Genomic DNA, 14,761 nt, shown 5'->3' with positions numbered 1-14,761 from the left:
GCCGTCGCCGCCGGTGATCGTGGTGGCGCCATAGGGCGCGCCGCCGGTGACCTCGTCGAGCTTCATCTGGCCGGCAAAGCCGTAGTTCAGGCCGACCACGACCATGCCGAAATGCAAGAGGTTGGTGATGATCGAGAACAGCGTCGTCTCCTGGCCGCCATGCTGGGTCGCGGTCGCCGTGAAGGCGCCGCCGACCTTGCCGTGCAGCGCGCCCTTGGCCCAGAGACCACCGGCCTGGTCGAGGAAGTTCGCCATCTGCGAGGCCATGCGGCCGAAGCGGGTGCCGGTGCCGACGATGATCGCATCGTAATTGGCGAGGTCCTCGATTTTGGCGATCGGGGCGGTCTGGTCGACCTTGTAATAGGAGGCTTTCGCGACCTCGGCCGGCACCAGCTCGGGCACGCGCTTGATGTCGACGGTGGCGCCGGCTTCGCGCGCGCCCTCGGCGACGGCATTGGCCATCGCTTCGATGTGGCCATAGGCGGAATAATAAAGGACGAGAACTTTGGTCATGATGATCTCCGTTGGATGCAGATTTGATGGTGGGTGTCGGGAGCGTCATGCCGGGACAAGCCGGCATGACGAATGCGTTTCTAAGCCGCGTCGACGAGCACGATCTCGGAATCTTCCAATGCCGTGATCTTCAGACTGTCTTCGTCGCGGATCGCGGCGCCGTCGCGGGCGTTGACGCGCACGCCGTTGATCTCGACCGACCCCGCCGCGGGCACGAGATAGAGGTGCCGCGACTTGTGCGGCACGTACTCCGCGCTCTCGCCTGCCTTCAGCGTGGTGGCGAGCACCCGCGCATCGGCGCGGATCGGCAGCGCGTCCGTGTCTTGCTCGAAGCCGCTCGCGATGGTGACGAGCTTGCCGGAGCGGTCTCCTTTCGGAAACGGCTTCGAGCCCCAGGTCGGCTGTCCGCCACGCGCGGTCGGCTCGATCCAGATCTGGAAGATCCGGGTCTTGCTCGGCTCCAGATTGTACTCGGAGTGGCGGATGCCGCTGCCGGCGCTCATCACTTGCACGTCTCCCGCTTCGGTGCGTCCCTCGTTGCCGAGGCTGTCCTGATGGGTGATCGCGCCCTCGCGCACATAGGTGATGATTTCCATGTTGGCGTGGGGATGGGCTGGAAAGCCGGTGTTCGGCGCGATCTCGTCGTCGTTCCACACCCGCAAGGCGCCGTGACCCATGTTGTCGGGGTCATAATGGCTTGCGAAGGAGAAATGATGCTTGGCGTTGAGCCAACCGTGATCGGCGCCGCCGAGCTTTGCGAAAGGTCTGAGTTCGATCATCTGCGTAATTCCTTGTTTTGGCGGGTGGCGCCTTGATCAGGCGCCGAAACCGCCGTCGACGTTGAGCACCGCGCCGGTGACGAAGGAGGCTTCCGGGCTTGCGAGGAAGACGATTCCGGCGGCGACTTCCTCGGGACGGCCGAAGCGCTGCAGCGCGTGCTGCTTGCGCTGGGTCTCGGCGAACTCGCCGCCGTCCTTCGGATTCATGTCGGTGTCGATCGAGCCGGGCTGCACCACGTTCACGGTGATGCCGCGCGGGCCGAGGTCGCGGGCTGCGCCCTTGGTGTAACCGACCACGGCCGCCTTGGTGGCGACGTAGTCGGCAAGGCCCGGGAACGAGGCGCGGTCGGCAAGCATCGAACCGACGGTGACGATGCGGCCGCCCTCGACCATCAATTGCGAAGCGGCGCGGATCGCCGCGATCACGCCATGCACGTTGACCGCGTCCTGGCGGGCGAGCGCTTCGGTGTCGGCATTGGCATCGTCGATCGCGCCGCCGCTCGCGACGCCGGCATTGTTGACGAGGATGTCGAGATGGCCGAACTCCTTCGCGACGGCCTTGACGAGCTGCGTCACGTCCTTGGCCGAGGCCTGGTCGGCCTTGAAGGCGCGGGCCTTGACGCCCCGGGCCTTCAACTCGGTGACGACCGCTTCCGCCTTTTCGGGAGAGGCAACGTAGCTGATGGCGACATCAGCACCTTCATCGGCGAGTGCGCGGGCAGAGGCCGCGCCGATACCGCGCGAGCCGCCGGTGACGAGGGCAACCTTGCCTGAGAGCTTCTTGGTCATTGGATTTCTCCAGTCCTGAATGTCTGATGACCCTTGGATAAGCCTCCGCCTGTGGTATATAAATAGAAACTGTTGAAACGTATTGTTTCCAAAAACATCCCGATCGGACCCGCCATGGCCAAACTTCCCGATTTCGAGGCACTCGCGATTTTCGCAAAAGTTGTGGAATTACGGTCGTTTGCGGGGGCCGCGAGCGAGCTCGCGATGTCCAAGGCGACGGTGTCCAAAGCGGTCACGCGCCTCGAAGAGCGGCTCGGCGCCCGGCTGTTCAACCGCACCTCACGCCGGCTCGCGCTGACCGATGCTGGCCATAAGCTCGCCGAGCGTGCGACGCGCCTGCTGTCCGATGGCGAAGCCGCGGAGAACGAGGCGCTGGCGCAGTCGGTCGCGCCGCGGGGCCTGGTGCGGCTCGCCGTGCCCATGACATTCGGGATCAAGGCGGTGGCGCCGCTGCTGCCGGAGTTCTTCGAAACCTATCCCGAAGTCTCGGTAGACCTGCATCTGAGCGATGCGACCATCGATTTGATCGGCGAGGGCTTTGACATGGCTGTGCGGATCGCGCGGCTGCCGGATTCCTCGTTGATCGCGCGGCGCCTCTTCACCATGCCGCGTTTCACTGTGGCCGCGCCGTCCTATCTGAAGCGCGAGGGACGACCGACGCATCCGATGCATCTGGCCGCGCACAAATGCTTCAGCTACGCCTATCTCTCGACGCCGAACGTCTGGCACTACACCAATGCGGCCGGCGAGCAGGCCAGCGTGCGTCCGGGCGGACAGCTCCGTGCCAACAACGGCGACGCGGTGATGCCGGCGCTGATCGCCGGCCTCGGCATCGCCGACCTTCCAGAATTCATCGTCGGCGACGCCATCTCCTCCGGCGAGGTCGAAGTGATCCTGAAGGACTGGAAGCAGGTCGAAGGCGCCGTGCATCTGGTGACGCCACCCGGCGGCCCGCGCCCCGCACGCGTCGAGGCGCTCGGCGATTTTCTCGCAGCGAAACTGCCGGGTACGTGCAAACGGCGGGTGAAGAAGAGCGAGCGAACAGCGTAGGTGCCGTAGGGTGGGTAAAGCGAAGCGTGCCCACCAATTCACGCGAGGAATCGCAAGTGCCTCAGTACCGCCGAGCGCAAGGCAACATGTTCTTCTTCACCGTCGTGCTAGCTGATCGGTCAAGTACGCTACTCGTCGACCAGGTTGATCGCCTACGCCAGATTTACCGAACGGTCGTGCAACGCCGGCCGTTCGAGACCGTCGCGATTTGTATCTTGCCTGACCACCTCCATGCGATCTGGGCGTTGCCTTAGGATGACGCCGACTTTTCGTCGCGATGGAATCTGATCAAGGGTGGGTTTTCGCGGCGGCTGGAGGCCGGCGAGCGTTCAATCAGTAAGTCGAGGAAGCGCGAGAAGGGCATCTGGCAGCGCCGCTTCTGGGAGCACTCAATTCGCGACGATGCTGACTTGGAGCGGCACGTTGATTACATACACTTCAATCCCGTGAAGCATGGCCTCGTCACGCGTGTGCGCGATTGGTCGTTCAGCAGCTTCCACCGCTATGTTGATCAAGGCACCCTTCCCGTGGATTGGGGAGGGGATATGCGGGACGTTGCCGGGCAATTCGGCGAATGATGGTGGGCACGGCGCGCGAAGAGCGCGCCTTTGCCCACCCTACGGCACCTCGCCGCACAGCTATCGTAGGGTGGGCAAAGCGAAGCGTGCCCACCAATCTTCGACTACGATACCTTCACGCCGTCGATCGCGACCACGCGCAAGGCCGGCCGCAACGTCCCCTCCAGCTGTGTCTTCAATTCGTGCACGCGCGGATCGCTCGAGCGTGCCGCACACACCGCGTATTGATGCACGGATTGCGCCAATGCGCGTTGCGCTTCCGGCGTTCGTGTCACGTCAGGCTTTGAAAGCCGCAACACGATAGCGGCGAGATTCACCAGCATCTCGTCCAGCGCCACGTCAATGGTCTGAAGTCTATTCATCGCTCCACTCCCTGGGAGGCAACGGGAGGGTCCAGGGGACGTTCCTGACCGGGCGGAACATGGATAATGCTTCGTTAATCCCGCCGCGCGGCTTGTTCTTGCGGAGGGTCACGCTAGGCTGGCGACACAAAAAAACAGGGGGGAAGTCTGCCATGGATCGACGCGATGTCCTGCGCGCCGCTGCCGCATTGCCGTTGTTGCCTGCGTTGTCGAGCGCGGCTTTCGCGCAAGCCTATCCCACTCGCAACGTCACCATGATCGTGCCGTTTCCAGCCGGCGGCCAGGCGGATCTCGCGGCGCGCCCCGTCGCACAGGCGCTGGAGCGAATCCTCGGCAAAGCGGTCATCGTCGACAACCGCGCCGGCGGTGGCGGTGGATCCGTTGGCAACGCCGCGGCGGCGCGCGCCGAGCCTGACGGCTACACGCTGCTGATGACGCTGTCCTCGCTCGCGGTGCTGCCCGAGGCCGACCGGCTGTTCGACCGTCCGGTCGCCTACGAGCTCTCGCAGTTCATGCCGATCGCGCGGGTGCTGGCCGATCCCACGCTGCTCGCGGTACCGGCCTCGGCGCCGTGGAAGACCGCGCAGGATTTCGTCGAGGATGCCAGGAAGCGTCCCGGCCAGATCACCTATGGCTCGTCGGGGCCTTACGGCACGTTGCATGTGGCGATGGAGATGTTTGCGAGCAGCGCCGACATCAAGCTGCTCCATGTGCCGTTTCGCGGCGCCGGACCGGCTCTCACCGCGCTGCTCGGCGGCACCGTGCAGGCGATCGCCGCCGCACCGGGAACGCTGAAGCCGCAAGTGGAGGACGGCAAGCTGCGCGTGCTCGGCAATTGCGGCGCCAAGCGCATCGCAAGCTTCCCCGATGTGCCGACCTTCCAGGAGCTCGGCTACAAGGACGTCGAGATGTACATCTGGGCCGGACTCTTTGCCCAGAATGCTCTTCCTGCCCCGATCGCGACTCGCCTGCGCGAGGCAATGGCGCAGGTGATGACGAGCCCCGACGTGCTCAAGGCCTTCGAAACGTCGGGCAGTCTCGTTGCCTATCAGGACGCGCCGGCGTTTGCCGAGTTCGTGGCGGTCGACAGCGCGCGGCTGATTGCGGCGGTGAAGAAGATCGGCAAGGTCGAATAGGTTCCTGGCCCGTTTTCACAATTTTTTGTTGGTCCAGAACCTCCCCGCGTCTCATTGATTCAGCAGAATTCGAGAGACTCGCGAAGGAATCGGACATGCGAACAGAGCGGATTGCGCTGGGTGTGGCGCTTGCGATCGGCGGCATCGCCGCGCAGGGCGTTGCATCCGCTGAAGAGTATCGCGGAACCATGGAGCAGCAGATGGCCTGCACGCCGGATGTATGGCGGCTGTGCAGCGACCAGATCCCTGATGTGAGCCGCATTACGGCCTGCTTGCGGCAGAATACGCCCCAGCTCTCCAGCGGTTGTCGCGCGGTGTTCCAGTCCAACAACCAGATGCCGCCGCAGCAGCAGGTTCCGGGCAATCGCGCCGCGCCGGCGCCACGATACAATGCTGCGCCGCCGCCTCCGGCGACCCAGCCCCGGCCTTACGACGAGGATGATTAGCGCGCTTCGGATCTGGTCTCGCAGACATCGACCCATTCCGCCGCGGTCAGCTCGGCCATCCGCTCCGGCGTGATCCGTACCGCGCTATGGGTCGAGCCGGCAGCCGGCACCACCACGTCGAACGCTTTCAGCGAGATGTCGCAATAGACCGGCAGCGGCGCCTTCAGTCCGAACGGGCAGACGCCGCCGACCTCGTGGCCGGTGACCTCCGCGACCTCTTCCAGCCCCAGCATCTTCGGCTTGCCGCCGAACGCCGCCTTCACCTTCTTGTTGTCCATGCGCGAGGTGCCGGCCGCGACGATCAGGATCACGCGCTCGCCGATCCGTAACGACAGCGTCTTGGCGATGCGTCCGGGCTCGACGCCATAAGCCTCGGCGGCCAACGGCACGGTCGCGGAGCTGATCGGGGATTCGATGACTGATATGTCGGGGGCTTTTTCAGCGAAAAAATCGCGAACGGATTGAAGGCTCATTCAGATCGGCTCATTCCAGACTTATGGGCGGGCGGCGATGCCTAAACAATCCTTGGCAGCTCCGAGAGCGCCCGGACGCGATGATCCGGCGCAAAGCCGAGCTCGTCCATTTGGGTGCGGATCGCCTTGAACATCGTCAGCGGTGCCACGAGTTCGTTCTCGACGCAAGCCAGGGCCATCGCTTCCGGCGTCACCCGTTCGATCCAGGCAACGTTCAGCCCGAATGCTTTCGCGCCCGCGACATCCCAGGGATTGGAGGAGACGAACAGCACCTCGTCCGGCGCGGTGCCGAGCACCTCGCCGATCAGCTCATAGGCCTCCGCGCTCGGCTTGAAGATCTTCTTCGCGTCGACGCTGATCGTGGCATCGAGCAGGGCGTCGAGACCGGAGTTGCGCACGAGCGCATTCAGCATGTCCGGACTGCCGTTGGAGAGGATGGCGAGTTTTCGCGGTTTCAGAGCCGTGAGCGCTGCCGTCGCATCCGGATAGAGATCGAGATGCAGGTACTTCTCGATCACGCGCTCGAATGCCTCGTTCTCGTAAGCGAGCCCGAGCACGCGCAACGTATAGGCGAGCGAGTCGCGCGTGATGGCTGCAAAGTCCTGGTAGCGCCGCATCAGCGAGCGCAGCCAGGTGTATTCGAGCTGCTTGATCCGCCAGATCTGCGTGATGATCTCACCGTAGCCGGGAAACGCATCCTCGGTGATCTCCGCGACCGATTGGATATCGTAAAGCGTTCCGTAGGCGTCGAAGACAACGGCTTTGAGACTCAATTCACCTGTCCCCCGGGATCGTTGCGGTCCACGGACTATACAAGGCGCAGCGAAATCGGTCCAAGAGGCAATCGCGACTTGGGCCTCTGGTTTCTAAAGCCTGATCACGACCTTGCCGAAATGTGAGCCGGTCCGCAGGTGCGCATATGCTTCGGGAACCTCGTCGAAGTCGTAGACCCGATCGACGATCGGGTGGATCGCATGCTCGGTCAGGAAGCGATTCATCGCGACAAAGTGTTCGGCCGATCCGACGGTGACACCGATGATGTCGGCATTCTCCCACTGCAGGCGTGCGAGGTCGGGCTTGGGACCGAACCCCGTCAAAACCCCAATCTGAACGATCTTGCCACCCGAAGCGACCGATCGCAGCGATCGGTCATAGGTGCCGGGACCGCCGAGTTCGAGGATATGACTGGCGCCGGCGCCATTCGTCGCCTTCATCAGGGCGACATCCCAGTCCGGCGTGTCGCGGTAGTTGATGAGGATCGAACCGCCCAGCGCCTTGGCGCGGGCGAGTTTTTCGTCCGAGGATGATATCACGATCGCGCGCGCGCCCAGCGCCGCTGCGAATTGAAGCCCGAACAGCGCGACGCCGCCTGTTCCCTGGACCAGCAGCGTGTCGCCTTTGCGCATCCCGCCGCGTGCGATGAGGCCATGAAAAGCCGTGACGCCGGCGCAGGGCAGGGTCGCTGCCTCCACCGCGGACAGATGCGCCGGCACCGAGACCAGCGCGGTCGCCGGCAGCACGACATACTCAGCCAGCATTCCGTCCATCGTGTTGCCACCGAGGGATAACGGAATATAGCTGGACTTGAACGGCCCCGAGATCCAATCGCGGAAGAACGATGCAGCGACGCGGTCCCCGAGCCGCCATTGCGCGACGCCGGCGCCGATGGCGTCAACGACACCCGCACCGTCGGAGAGTGGAACGCGTCCGTTGAGCTCGCCTTGGCCTGCACGGTCGAGGACCAGGAGGTCGCGGTAATTCAGACTTGCCGCTTCGACCCGAATGCGGACCTCGCCATTGGCGGGTTCGGGTTTGCCGACGTCGACGCACGCAAGGCGGCCAGCACCAGCATGGCCATTCAAATGGTAGGCTTTCATCGTTGCTCCCTTCACAAGTGGCATTCACTTGGACGAGCGAAGTCTGTAAGGTCTGACAGCGCTGTGAGGGTCAAGAGGCTTCAGATGAAAATCGGCGAACTCTCCCGACGGACGGGGGTCAGCGTCCGAATGCTGCGCTACTACGAAGGCGAAGGACTGCTTGCGCCGCTGCGGACGAACTCCGGCTATCGCGACTATGGCACGGCCGAAGAGGAAACCGTACGGCGCATCAAGATGCTCGGCGGCGCGGGGATGACGCTCGAAACCATCAAGCGGTTGCTCCCCTGCGTAAGGAACAACGATCCGGCTTTCACGCCGTGCAACGAGCTGCGAAAAATACTCACTCAGCAGGTCGGCCTGATCGACGAACGTATCGAGACGCTCAGCGAAAGCCGGACAATCCTGGCCGGCTTCCTCGCAAGCGTGAACTGATCGCGCGCGACGCCGCCATCGGATTCACCGCGCCAAGGCCGCCATCCGCAACTTGGGCCGCAGCTGGGTGCTGGACCTGCGCGGCGCGAGCATCGGCCTTGAGTCTTAAGCCTTGAGGACCTGAGCATGAGGGCTTCGATAGCAGCGTCGAAGCCCTCAATGCGCTGACGAGTGCGCCCCTAGATCCCCAGCAGCTTCCTTGCGTTCGCCTTCAGCACCTTCGGCCGGATCTCATCGCGGATGTCGATCTTGGCGAAATCCGACAGCCAGCGGTCGGGTGTGATCACCGGCCAGTCCGAACCGAACAGCATCTTGTCCTGCAGGATCGAGTTGATGTAGCGCACCAGGATCGGCGGGAAATATTTCGGCGACCAGCCCGAGAGATCGATATAGACATTCGGCTTGTGGGTCGCGACCGACAGCGCTTCTTCCTGCCAGGGGAAGGAGGGATGGGCGAGGATGATCTTGAGGTCGGGGAAATCGGCCGCGACGTCGTCCATGTACATCGGGTTGGAATATTTCAGCCGCATGCCCATGCCGCCGGGCATGCCCGAGCCGACGCCGGTCTGGCCGGTGTGGAACAGCGCGATCGCGCCGCCATTGTTGATCTCTTCATAGAGCGGATAGGCCATGCGGTCGTTGGCGTAGAAGCCCTGCATGGTCGGGTGGAATTTGAAGCCGCGAACGCCGTATTCCTCGATCAGCTTGCGCGCCTCGCGCACCCCGAGCTTGCCCTTGTGCGGGTCGATCGAGACGAAGGGGATGAGAACGTCGAGATGGTCGGAGGCGATCTCCAGCATCTCCTCGTTCTTGTAGCGGCGGAAGCCGGTCTCGCGCTCGGCGTCGACCGGAAAGATCACCGCGGCGATGTTCTTGGATCGATAGTAGGCGGCAGTCTCCGGCACGGTCGGCGGATGCTTGTGCGGCGACTTGAAATAGTCGGCCATCTGCGCCTGGAAATCGTCATAGCCGTCGTCGGGATGGGTGCCGCAGGGCTCCTCGGCGTGGGTGTGGATATCGATGGCGACGACGTCGTCGATATTGGGCAGCTTCAGCTTCGGCATGGGTTTCCTCCCGACGGGTTGTCGAATTGATTATATGATATAACGAATTTGGCAAGGCATTGTGGGACAAGGCGTCGTGGGACAGGCGTCGCCCGAGATGCTGATTGGGCCGATCCGGCCGCTTCTACTTTGCATGGGGTTGTTTTCCTGAATTTGCTGGGTGGGATCGGGCCAGTTAACATTGACATCCGGTCCTCCCATGCCTTAAGAACCGCCCCGTCCCGGGCGGTCGGTCCGCCAGCGGGAAAATCTCATTTTGCCTCATTCGCGCGTGCCGAAACGGTAGTGCCGAACACGGCCTTTCGAACGTTCAGGATTCTGCCATGAAGGTCCGTAACTCGCTGAAATCGCTGCGCGGTCGCCATCGCGCCAACCGCCTGGTCCGCCGCAAGGGCCGGGTCTATGTGATCAACAAAGTGCAGCGCCGCTTCAAGGCACGTCAGGGCTGATTTCTCCCTGCCGGACGCTCGCGAGCGCCCCGCAAGACCACGGTCTCACACGAGTTTGACGCCGCCCCTGCTTTGCAAGGGCGGCTTTGCGCGTTTAGACTTCGGCCATGGCAGTGAGATTCTTCGTCGCGCGCACCCTGTGTCTGGCTCTTGTGCTGGGAGCCGCCGGACTTGCTCCGGCGCTGGCACAGCAGATTGATCCACCGAGCCCGCCCGGCAAGCAGAAGAAACTTCCGGAAGCGCCGGCCAAGCTGCCCAAGGTCGACCGCACCAAGAATCTCGATTTCCTGTTCGGCGCGCTGAAAGCTGCGCCCGACGAGGCCAGCGCCAAGCACGTCGAGGCGCGGATCTGGGCGATCTGGATCCAGACCCCGAGCGACACCGCGGCGCTGCTGATGGCGCGGGCCAAGACCGCGGTCGACGCAAAGAAGATCGAGGTCGCGATCAAGCTGCTGGATTCGGTCGTCAAGCTCAGGCCCGACTATATCGAGGCCTGGAATCGTCGCGCGACGCTCTACTACATGCAGAACGATTATGGCCGTTCGCTCGCCGACATTCGCGAGGTGTTGATCCGTGAGCCCCGCCATTTCGGCGCGCTCGCAGGCCTCGGCATGATCATGCAGGAGGTCGGCGACGAAAAGCGCGCACTCGAGGCCTACCGCAAGGCGCTCGCCGTCAATCCGCACCTCGAGAAGATCCCCGATCAGGTCAAGGCGCTGACCGAGAAGGTCGAAGGCCGCGATATTTAGCGGACAAGTCGATCATTGCTCGAGCGAATGCAACGCAGGCGGATTAACCACGATGACACGCGCTGCGTCACGAGGGGTGTGGGTGGCACCGCCGCAGGCCTACCTTCATGGCGGGAGCACAGCCATGAAGCGTTTGATCTTTGCAGGTACATTGCTGTTGGCGTCGGGCACGGCGAGCCTCGCCGACGGACTGTTCTGGGTGGTCGGCAATCGCGCCACCGGAAAATGCAACATCGTGACCAGCAATCCCGTGATCATCGGCGACGTCTGGTTCGGTGACGGTCCTTACAAATCGAAGGCCGACGCCAAGCTTGCCCGTTCGACCATCCGCGCCTGTCCCGCACCCACGCCTGACGAGGAAAAGGACGAGGACAGCACGAACTAGGTCGACAGCGACCTAGTGCAAAACGCTGCCCTCGCGCTCGGCGAGGCCGCGATCGACCGCTGCGGCGTAGGCCTTTGCAAGCTCCGTCTCGAGGTGCTCGTTGATCAGCAGCAGCGCGCGCACAGCACCGCGCAGGTCGCCGTGGCAGCTTGCCACGATCTCGTCGATCGCAGTATCTTTGGATCTCAGGCTCATCGAAATTCTCCGGTTCAAATCAGGATAAATCCTGCCGGTCTTTCCCGCATCCCCGAGGGTTGCGAGCACGATCGGCGCCCACCTGCGTCTAAATGGCGGAACCGACCGTGGCGATTATATGGACGCCGCGATGACGACTGCATGAAGCTGTTTCGAGGCTTGCGTGCTGCGGGGAGTAGCATTGATTTCGTTGCGTTTTTACCGCTTGAATTATGCACATATCCACAGCCCCGGCATTTCAAGTGGAGCGCGGGGGCTCCCCGGGCGAAACTGCCGCCCGCAAGCCACGTAACTGCCCTGTGCCCTGGATCGCCCGGATTCCATCCATGATCGTGATGTCAGTCGTGACCGCGCTGGTTGTGCTGGCGCTGGTCACGCAGGCCGGCGTCCTCGCCGTGCAACGCGCCTTTCCACCGCAAGGCCGGATGATCGAGGTCGATGGTGCCGTACTTCACCTTGTCGATATCGGCCCGCGCGATTCGGGCCTGCCGATCGTGATGCTGCACGGCGCGAGCTCCAACCTCGAGGCGATGCGGCGGCCGCTCGGCGATCTCCTCGCCAGGGATCATCGCGTCATACTGATCGACCGTCCCGGTCATGGCTGGAGCACGCGGGCGCGGCGGCAGGATTCGACCCCGGAGGTGCAGGCGCGGATGATCGATGAGGCGCTCGGCAAACTCGGGATCGATCGCGCGGTCTTCGTGGTGCATTCCTGGAGCGGCGCGCTTGGCGCGCGGCTGGCGCTCGATCATCCTGGCCGCGTCGCTGGCCTTGTGATGCTCGCGCCCGTCACCCATCCCTGGCGCGGCGGCGTCGGCCGCTACAACGAGATCATCGCAACGCCCGTGATCGGCCCGCTGCTCGCCTACACCATAACCCTGCCGCTGGGCTATTTCCTGAGCGAGCCCGGCGCGCGCAACGTCTTCCTGCCACAAATGATGCCGGATGGTTTCGTGCAGGACTCCGCGACGCCGCTGCTGCTGCGCCCGCGCGAGTTCATCGCCAATGCCTATGATCTGGTGACGCTGAAGGAAGCGGTCGCCGCGCAGGTCGCACGCTACGGCGAGATATCGGCGCCAGTCACGATCATCGCCGGCGAACCCGACAAGACGGTGAAGACCGACATTCACGCGCGCCCGTTCGCTGCCACCGTGCAGAATGCCAAGCTGATCGTGCTGCCTGATCTCGGCCACATGGTGCAGAACGCGGTGCCCGATCTCGTCAAGACGGAGATCGAGACGATGATCGGAAACATCGTCCCGGCGCAGGCGGCCGCCGATTAGCGGCCGCCGCTTACGCGCTTACTGCTTGATCTTGCCGTCCTTGTCGAACTGCGACACATAGGCCCAGAGATTGTTGATCTCGTTCTCGTTCTTGATGCCGGCGAACGCCATCTTGGTGCCGGGGATCTTGGCCTTGGGGTCCTTGATGTATTCCTTGAACAGGGCCTCGTTCCAGGTGATGCCGGAATTCTTGTTCGCATCCGAGTAGTTGTAGTCCGGCGCGGTGCCGGACTTGCGGCCGTCGAGGCCGTTGAGCTCGGGGCCGACCTTGTTCTTGGCGCCTTCGCCGATCGCGTGACAGGCCAGGCATTTGTTGAACGAAGACTTGCCGGCCGCGGCATCCTGCGCCATCGCGGCAGGTGCGGTGGCAATCGCGGTGAGGATGGTAAGTGCGCCAAAAATCAGTTTTGTCATCGGGTGCTCTTCGTCTCTTCCCTGGGGTCTGGTCAGTTGCATGCCTGATCGGCAATGGTCGGACCTGCCGGTTTTGGCAGGCCTGTCCGGATTGGACAAGCCGCCAAACCATGGCAGGTTTCACGATTTCCTACTTGTCCCAGAGCGAACTCGCGCAAGATCGTCGATCCGACTTTCGGATGGCCTACCCAAACCACCGCGGACGTGGTTGATTTGCCGCGACAATTCGATCGTGCGGCCTCAGCCGGAAGGATAAGCCATGAAGGAAATGTTATGGCCATCATGATGCCTGCGAGCGACCAGGCCGTGCTCGCGCGCCGCGCCGAGATCGTGGCTGCATTGCGCGCAATCGTCCCAGGCGAAGGCGTGATCGATACGCCTGCCGAGATGCGGGCCTATGAATCCGACGGATTGACGGCCTATCGGCAGCCGCCGATGGTCGTGGTGCTGCCCGACACGACCGAGCAGGTTTCGCTCGTCCTGAAATATTGTGCCGGACAAGGCATCAAGGTGGTGCCGCGCGGCTCGGGCACCTCGCTCTCCGGCGGCGCGCTGCCGCTGGAAGACGGCGTGCTCCTGGGCCTCGGCAAGTTCAAGCGCATCCGCGAGATCGATTTCGACAACCGCGCCGTCGTCACCGAACCCGGCGTCACCAACCTCGCGATCAGCCAGGCCGTCGCCCATGCCGGGTTCTACTACGCGCCGGATCCGTCCTCGCAGATCGCCTGCTCGATCGGCGGCAATGTTGCGGAGAATTCCGGCGGCGTGCACTGCCTGAAATACGGCATGACCACCAACAACGTGCTCGGCTGCGAGATCGTGCTGATGAGCGGCGAGATCCTGCGCATCGGCGGCAAATCGGCGGAGAACTCCGGCTACGACCTCATGGGCGTCATCACCGGCTCGGAAGGCCTGCTCGGTGTCATCACCGAGATCACGGTGCGCATCCTGCAAAAGCCGGAGACGGCGCGTGCGCTGATGGTCGGATTCGCGCAAGTCGAGGCGGCCGGCGAATGCGTGGCGCGCATCATCGGCGCCGGCATCATTCCAGGCGGCATGGAGATGATGGACAAGCCTGCGATCCACGCCGCGGAAGCCTTCGTCCATGCCGGCTATCCGCTCGATGTCGAGGCCCTCCTCATCATCGAGCTCGACGGTCCCAAGATCGAGGTCGATGAGCTGATCACGCGGGTCGAGACGATTGCGAACGCTTGCGGCTCGACCACCTGCCAGATCTCGACCTCGGAGGCCGAGCGCAATCTGTTTTGGGCCGGCCGGAAAGCCGCGTTCCCCGCCGTCGGCCGCATCTCGCCGGACTATCTCTGCATGGACGGCACCATCCCACGCGGTGCGCTGCCGAAGGCGCTGGCGCGCATCCGCGAGCTATCCGAAAAATACCAGCTCGGTTGCGCCAACGTGTTCCATGCCGGCGACGGCAATCTGCATCCGCTGATCCTCTATGACGCCAACAAGCCCGGCGAGATCGAGCGCGCCGAAGCCTTCGGCGCCGACATCTTGCGCGCCTGCGTCGAGTTCGGCGGCGTGCTCACCGGCGAGCACGGCGTCGGCATCGAGAAGCGCGATCTGATGCCGGAGATGTTCAGCGAGATCGACCTCAACCAGCAGCAGCGCCTGAAATGCGCCTTCGACGCGCAGGGCCTGCTCAATCCCGGAAAGGTGTTTCCGACCCTGCACCGCTGCGCCGAGCTCGGTCGCATGCACGTCCATGCCGGCAAGCTGGCGTTTCCCGACATTCCGCGGTTCTAGAGCCGCCTCGCTGCAACGCG

Annotated in this window: 19 protein-coding genes and 1 pseudogene; 10 read left to right on the top strand and 10 right to left on the bottom strand. The window is 63.5% G+C overall.

Translation table 11 applies throughout. The features are described from left to right. The 3 genes from wrbA to FXB41_RS37750 all read right to left on the bottom strand — a co-directional run. Positions 1–513: NAD(P)H:quinone oxidoreductase (gene wrbA / locus FXB41_RS37760; RefSeq protein WP_219685377.1), on the bottom strand; the 513-nt coding region annotated here is incomplete at its 3' end. A gap of 80 nt (positions 514–593) precedes the next feature. Further along, positions 594–1,292: a pirin family protein gene (locus FXB41_RS37755; RefSeq protein WP_007596995.1), complete on the bottom strand. Its 699-nt coding sequence runs from the start codon at positions 1,290–1,292 to the stop codon at positions 594–596. A gap of 36 nt (positions 1,293–1,328) precedes the next feature. Beyond that, the gene (locus tag FXB41_RS37750; protein ID WP_219685376.1) at positions 1,329–2,081 is read right to left on the bottom strand and encodes an SDR family NAD(P)-dependent oxidoreductase; all 753 of its coding nucleotides are present in this window, start codon (positions 2,079–2,081) and stop codon (positions 1,329–1,331) included. Positions 2,082–2,195: 114 nt separating this feature from the next. On the opposite strand from FXB41_RS37750, the gene FXB41_RS37745 reads away from it, so the two are divergent. Further along, positions 2,196–3,131, top strand: a complete 936-nt coding sequence (locus FXB41_RS37745; RefSeq protein WP_007596993.1) for a LysR family transcriptional regulator — start codon at positions 2,196–2,198, stop codon at positions 3,129–3,131. Between the two features lie 56 nt (positions 3,132–3,187). Continuing rightward, positions 3,188–3,709, top strand: a pseudogene (locus tag FXB41_RS41275) (REP-associated tyrosine transposase). 104 nt (positions 3,710–3,813) lie between these two features. On the opposite strand, the gene FXB41_RS37740 reads toward FXB41_RS41275, so the two are convergent. Beyond that, on the bottom strand, positions 3,814–4,071 hold the full coding sequence (locus FXB41_RS37740) for a hypothetical protein (RefSeq protein ID WP_007596992.1): 258 nt from the start codon (positions 4,069–4,071) through the stop codon (positions 3,814–3,816). 152 nt (positions 4,072–4,223) lie between these two features. On the opposite strand from FXB41_RS37740, the gene FXB41_RS37735 reads away from it, so the two are divergent. Beyond that, complete coding sequence (locus FXB41_RS37735) at positions 4,224–5,207, top strand: tripartite tricarboxylate transporter substrate binding protein (RefSeq protein WP_007596990.1); 984 nt, start codon at positions 4,224–4,226, stop codon at positions 5,205–5,207. A gap of 95 nt (positions 5,208–5,302) precedes the next feature. Beyond that, on the top strand, positions 5,303–5,653 hold the full coding sequence (locus FXB41_RS37730; RefSeq protein ID WP_007596988.1) for a hypothetical protein: 351 nt from the start codon (positions 5,303–5,305) through the stop codon (positions 5,651–5,653). Here FXB41_RS37730 and FXB41_RS37725 read toward each other — a convergent pair. From FXB41_RS37725 to FXB41_RS37715, 3 genes are all read right to left on the bottom strand, one after another. Then, positions 5,650–6,126, bottom strand: coding sequence for a YbaK/EbsC family protein (locus FXB41_RS37725; RefSeq protein ID WP_007596986.1), 477 nt, complete (start codon positions 6,124–6,126; stop codon positions 5,650–5,652). The genes FXB41_RS37730 and FXB41_RS37725 overlap by 4 nt on opposite strands. A gap of 41 nt (positions 6,127–6,167) precedes the next feature. Further along, complete coding sequence (locus tag FXB41_RS37720; RefSeq protein WP_219685375.1) at positions 6,168–6,899, bottom strand: haloacid dehalogenase type II; 732 nt, start codon at positions 6,897–6,899, stop codon at positions 6,168–6,170. Positions 6,900–6,992: 93 nt separating this feature from the next. Further along, positions 6,993–8,003: a zinc-dependent alcohol dehydrogenase family protein gene (locus tag FXB41_RS37715; protein ID WP_007596983.1), complete on the bottom strand. Its 1,011-nt coding sequence runs from the start codon at positions 8,001–8,003 to the stop codon at positions 6,993–6,995. 84 nt (positions 8,004–8,087) lie between these two features. On the opposite strand from FXB41_RS37715, the gene FXB41_RS37710 reads away from it, so the two are divergent. Then, complete coding sequence (locus tag FXB41_RS37710) at positions 8,088–8,435, top strand: MerR family transcriptional regulator (RefSeq protein ID WP_219685374.1); 348 nt, start codon at positions 8,088–8,090, stop codon at positions 8,433–8,435. 179 nt (positions 8,436–8,614) lie between these two features. On the opposite strand, the gene FXB41_RS37705 is transcribed toward FXB41_RS37710, so the two are convergent. Continuing rightward, complete coding sequence (locus tag FXB41_RS37705; RefSeq protein WP_007596981.1) at positions 8,615–9,499, bottom strand: 4-hydroxyphenyl-beta-ketoacyl-CoA hydrolase; 885 nt, start codon at positions 9,497–9,499, stop codon at positions 8,615–8,617. Between the two features lie 323 nt (positions 9,500–9,822). Between FXB41_RS37705 and ykgO the strand changes: the two genes are divergently transcribed. The 3 genes from ykgO (at position 9,823) to FXB41_RS37690 (ending at position 11,082) form a co-directional block, all read left to right on the top strand. Next, positions 9,823–9,948 (top strand): type B 50S ribosomal protein L36, encoded by a 126-nt coding sequence (gene ykgO, locus FXB41_RS37700; RefSeq protein ID WP_006611362.1) that lies wholly within the window; start codon positions 9,823–9,825, stop codon positions 9,946–9,948. Between the two features lie 107 nt (positions 9,949–10,055). Continuing rightward, positions 10,056–10,697: a tetratricopeptide repeat protein gene (locus tag FXB41_RS37695; RefSeq protein WP_219685373.1), complete on the top strand. Its 642-nt coding sequence runs from the start codon at positions 10,056–10,058 to the stop codon at positions 10,695–10,697. A gap of 124 nt (positions 10,698–10,821) precedes the next feature. After that, positions 10,822–11,082, top strand: coding sequence for a hypothetical protein (locus FXB41_RS37690; RefSeq protein WP_007596971.1), 261 nt, complete (start codon positions 10,822–10,824; stop codon positions 11,080–11,082). 12 nt (positions 11,083–11,094) lie between these two features. Here FXB41_RS37690 and FXB41_RS37685 read toward each other — a convergent pair whose 3' ends face one another. Further along, on the bottom strand, positions 11,095–11,277 hold the full coding sequence (locus FXB41_RS37685; RefSeq protein ID WP_007596968.1) for a hypothetical protein: 183 nt from the start codon (positions 11,275–11,277) through the stop codon (positions 11,095–11,097). 326 nt (positions 11,278–11,603) lie between these two features. On the opposite strand from FXB41_RS37685, the gene FXB41_RS37680 reads away from it, so the two are divergent. Further along, complete coding sequence (locus tag FXB41_RS37680; protein ID WP_219685372.1) at positions 11,604–12,560, top strand: alpha/beta fold hydrolase; 957 nt, start codon at positions 11,604–11,606, stop codon at positions 12,558–12,560. Positions 12,561–12,578: 18 nt separating this feature from the next. Here FXB41_RS37680 and cycA read toward each other — a convergent pair whose 3' ends face one another. Then, entirely contained in the window at positions 12,579–12,974 is a 396-nt protein-coding gene (gene cycA / locus FXB41_RS37675; RefSeq protein WP_219685371.1) for a cytochrome c-550 CycA, read from the bottom strand. A gap of 273 nt (positions 12,975–13,247) precedes the next feature. Here cycA and FXB41_RS37670 point away from each other — a divergent pair, with 273 nt between their 5' ends. Further along, the gene (locus FXB41_RS37670) at positions 13,248–14,741 is read left to right on the top strand and encodes an FAD-linked oxidase C-terminal domain-containing protein (protein WP_007596965.1); all 1,494 of its coding nucleotides are present in this window, start codon (positions 13,248–13,250) and stop codon (positions 14,739–14,741) included. Positions 14,742–14,761 lie beyond the last annotated feature (20 nt).

This window comes from Bradyrhizobium canariense (assembly GCF_019402665.1).
Lineage (GTDB): Bacteria > Pseudomonadota > Alphaproteobacteria > Rhizobiales > Xanthobacteraceae > Bradyrhizobium > Bradyrhizobium canariense.
The sequence above is the reverse complement of the archived record's forward strand: the minus strand, read 5'-3'. Positions and strand labels throughout refer to the sequence as shown.

Excerpts from the sequence above, each read along its gene's own strand:
- FXB41_RS37755 (WP_007596995.1), bottom strand. The coding sequence starts at position 1,292 with ATGATCGAACTCAGACCTTTCGCAAAGCTCGGCGGCGCCGATCACGGT.
- FXB41_RS37750 (WP_219685376.1), bottom strand. The coding sequence starts at position 2,081 with ATGACCAAGAAGCTCTCAGGCAAGGTTGCCCTCGTCACCGGCGGCTCG.
- FXB41_RS37745 (WP_007596993.1), top strand. The coding sequence starts at position 2,196 with ATGGCCAAACTTCCCGATTTCGAGGCACTCGCGATTTTCGCAAAAGTT.
- FXB41_RS37740 (WP_007596992.1), bottom strand. The coding sequence starts at position 4,071 with ATGAATAGACTTCAGACCATTGACGTGGCGCTGGACGAGATGCTGGTG.
- FXB41_RS37735 (WP_007596990.1), top strand. The coding sequence starts at position 4,224 with ATGGATCGACGCGATGTCCTGCGCGCCGCTGCCGCATTGCCGTTGTTG.
- FXB41_RS37730 (WP_007596988.1), top strand. The coding sequence starts at position 5,303 with ATGCGAACAGAGCGGATTGCGCTGGGTGTGGCGCTTGCGATCGGCGGC.
- FXB41_RS37725 (WP_007596986.1), bottom strand. The coding sequence starts at position 6,126 with ATGAGCCTTCAATCCGTTCGCGATTTTTTCGCTGAAAAAGCCCCCGAC.
- FXB41_RS37715 (WP_007596983.1), bottom strand. The coding sequence starts at position 8,003 with ATGAAAGCCTACCATTTGAATGGCCATGCTGGTGCTGGCCGCCTTGCG.
- FXB41_RS37710 (WP_219685374.1), top strand. The coding sequence starts at position 8,088 with ATGAAAATCGGCGAACTCTCCCGACGGACGGGGGTCAGCGTCCGAATG.
- FXB41_RS37705 (WP_007596981.1), bottom strand. The coding sequence starts at position 9,499 with ATGCCGAAGCTGAAGCTGCCCAATATCGACGACGTCGTCGCCATCGAT.
- ykgO (WP_006611362.1), top strand. The coding sequence starts at position 9,823 with ATGAAGGTCCGTAACTCGCTGAAATCGCTGCGCGGTCGCCATCGCGCC.
- FXB41_RS37695 (WP_219685373.1), top strand. The coding sequence starts at position 10,056 with ATGGCAGTGAGATTCTTCGTCGCGCGCACCCTGTGTCTGGCTCTTGTG.
- FXB41_RS37690 (WP_007596971.1), top strand. The coding sequence starts at position 10,822 with ATGAAGCGTTTGATCTTTGCAGGTACATTGCTGTTGGCGTCGGGCACG.
- FXB41_RS37685 (WP_007596968.1), bottom strand. The coding sequence starts at position 11,277 with ATGAGCCTGAGATCCAAAGATACTGCGATCGACGAGATCGTGGCAAGC.
- FXB41_RS37680 (WP_219685372.1), top strand. The coding sequence starts at position 11,604 with ATGATCGTGATGTCAGTCGTGACCGCGCTGGTTGTGCTGGCGCTGGTC.
- cycA (WP_219685371.1), bottom strand. The coding sequence starts at position 12,974 with ATGACAAAACTGATTTTTGGCGCACTTACCATCCTCACCGCGATTGCC.
- FXB41_RS37670 (WP_007596965.1), top strand. The coding sequence starts at position 13,248 with ATGGCCATCATGATGCCTGCGAGCGACCAGGCCGTGCTCGCGCGCCGC.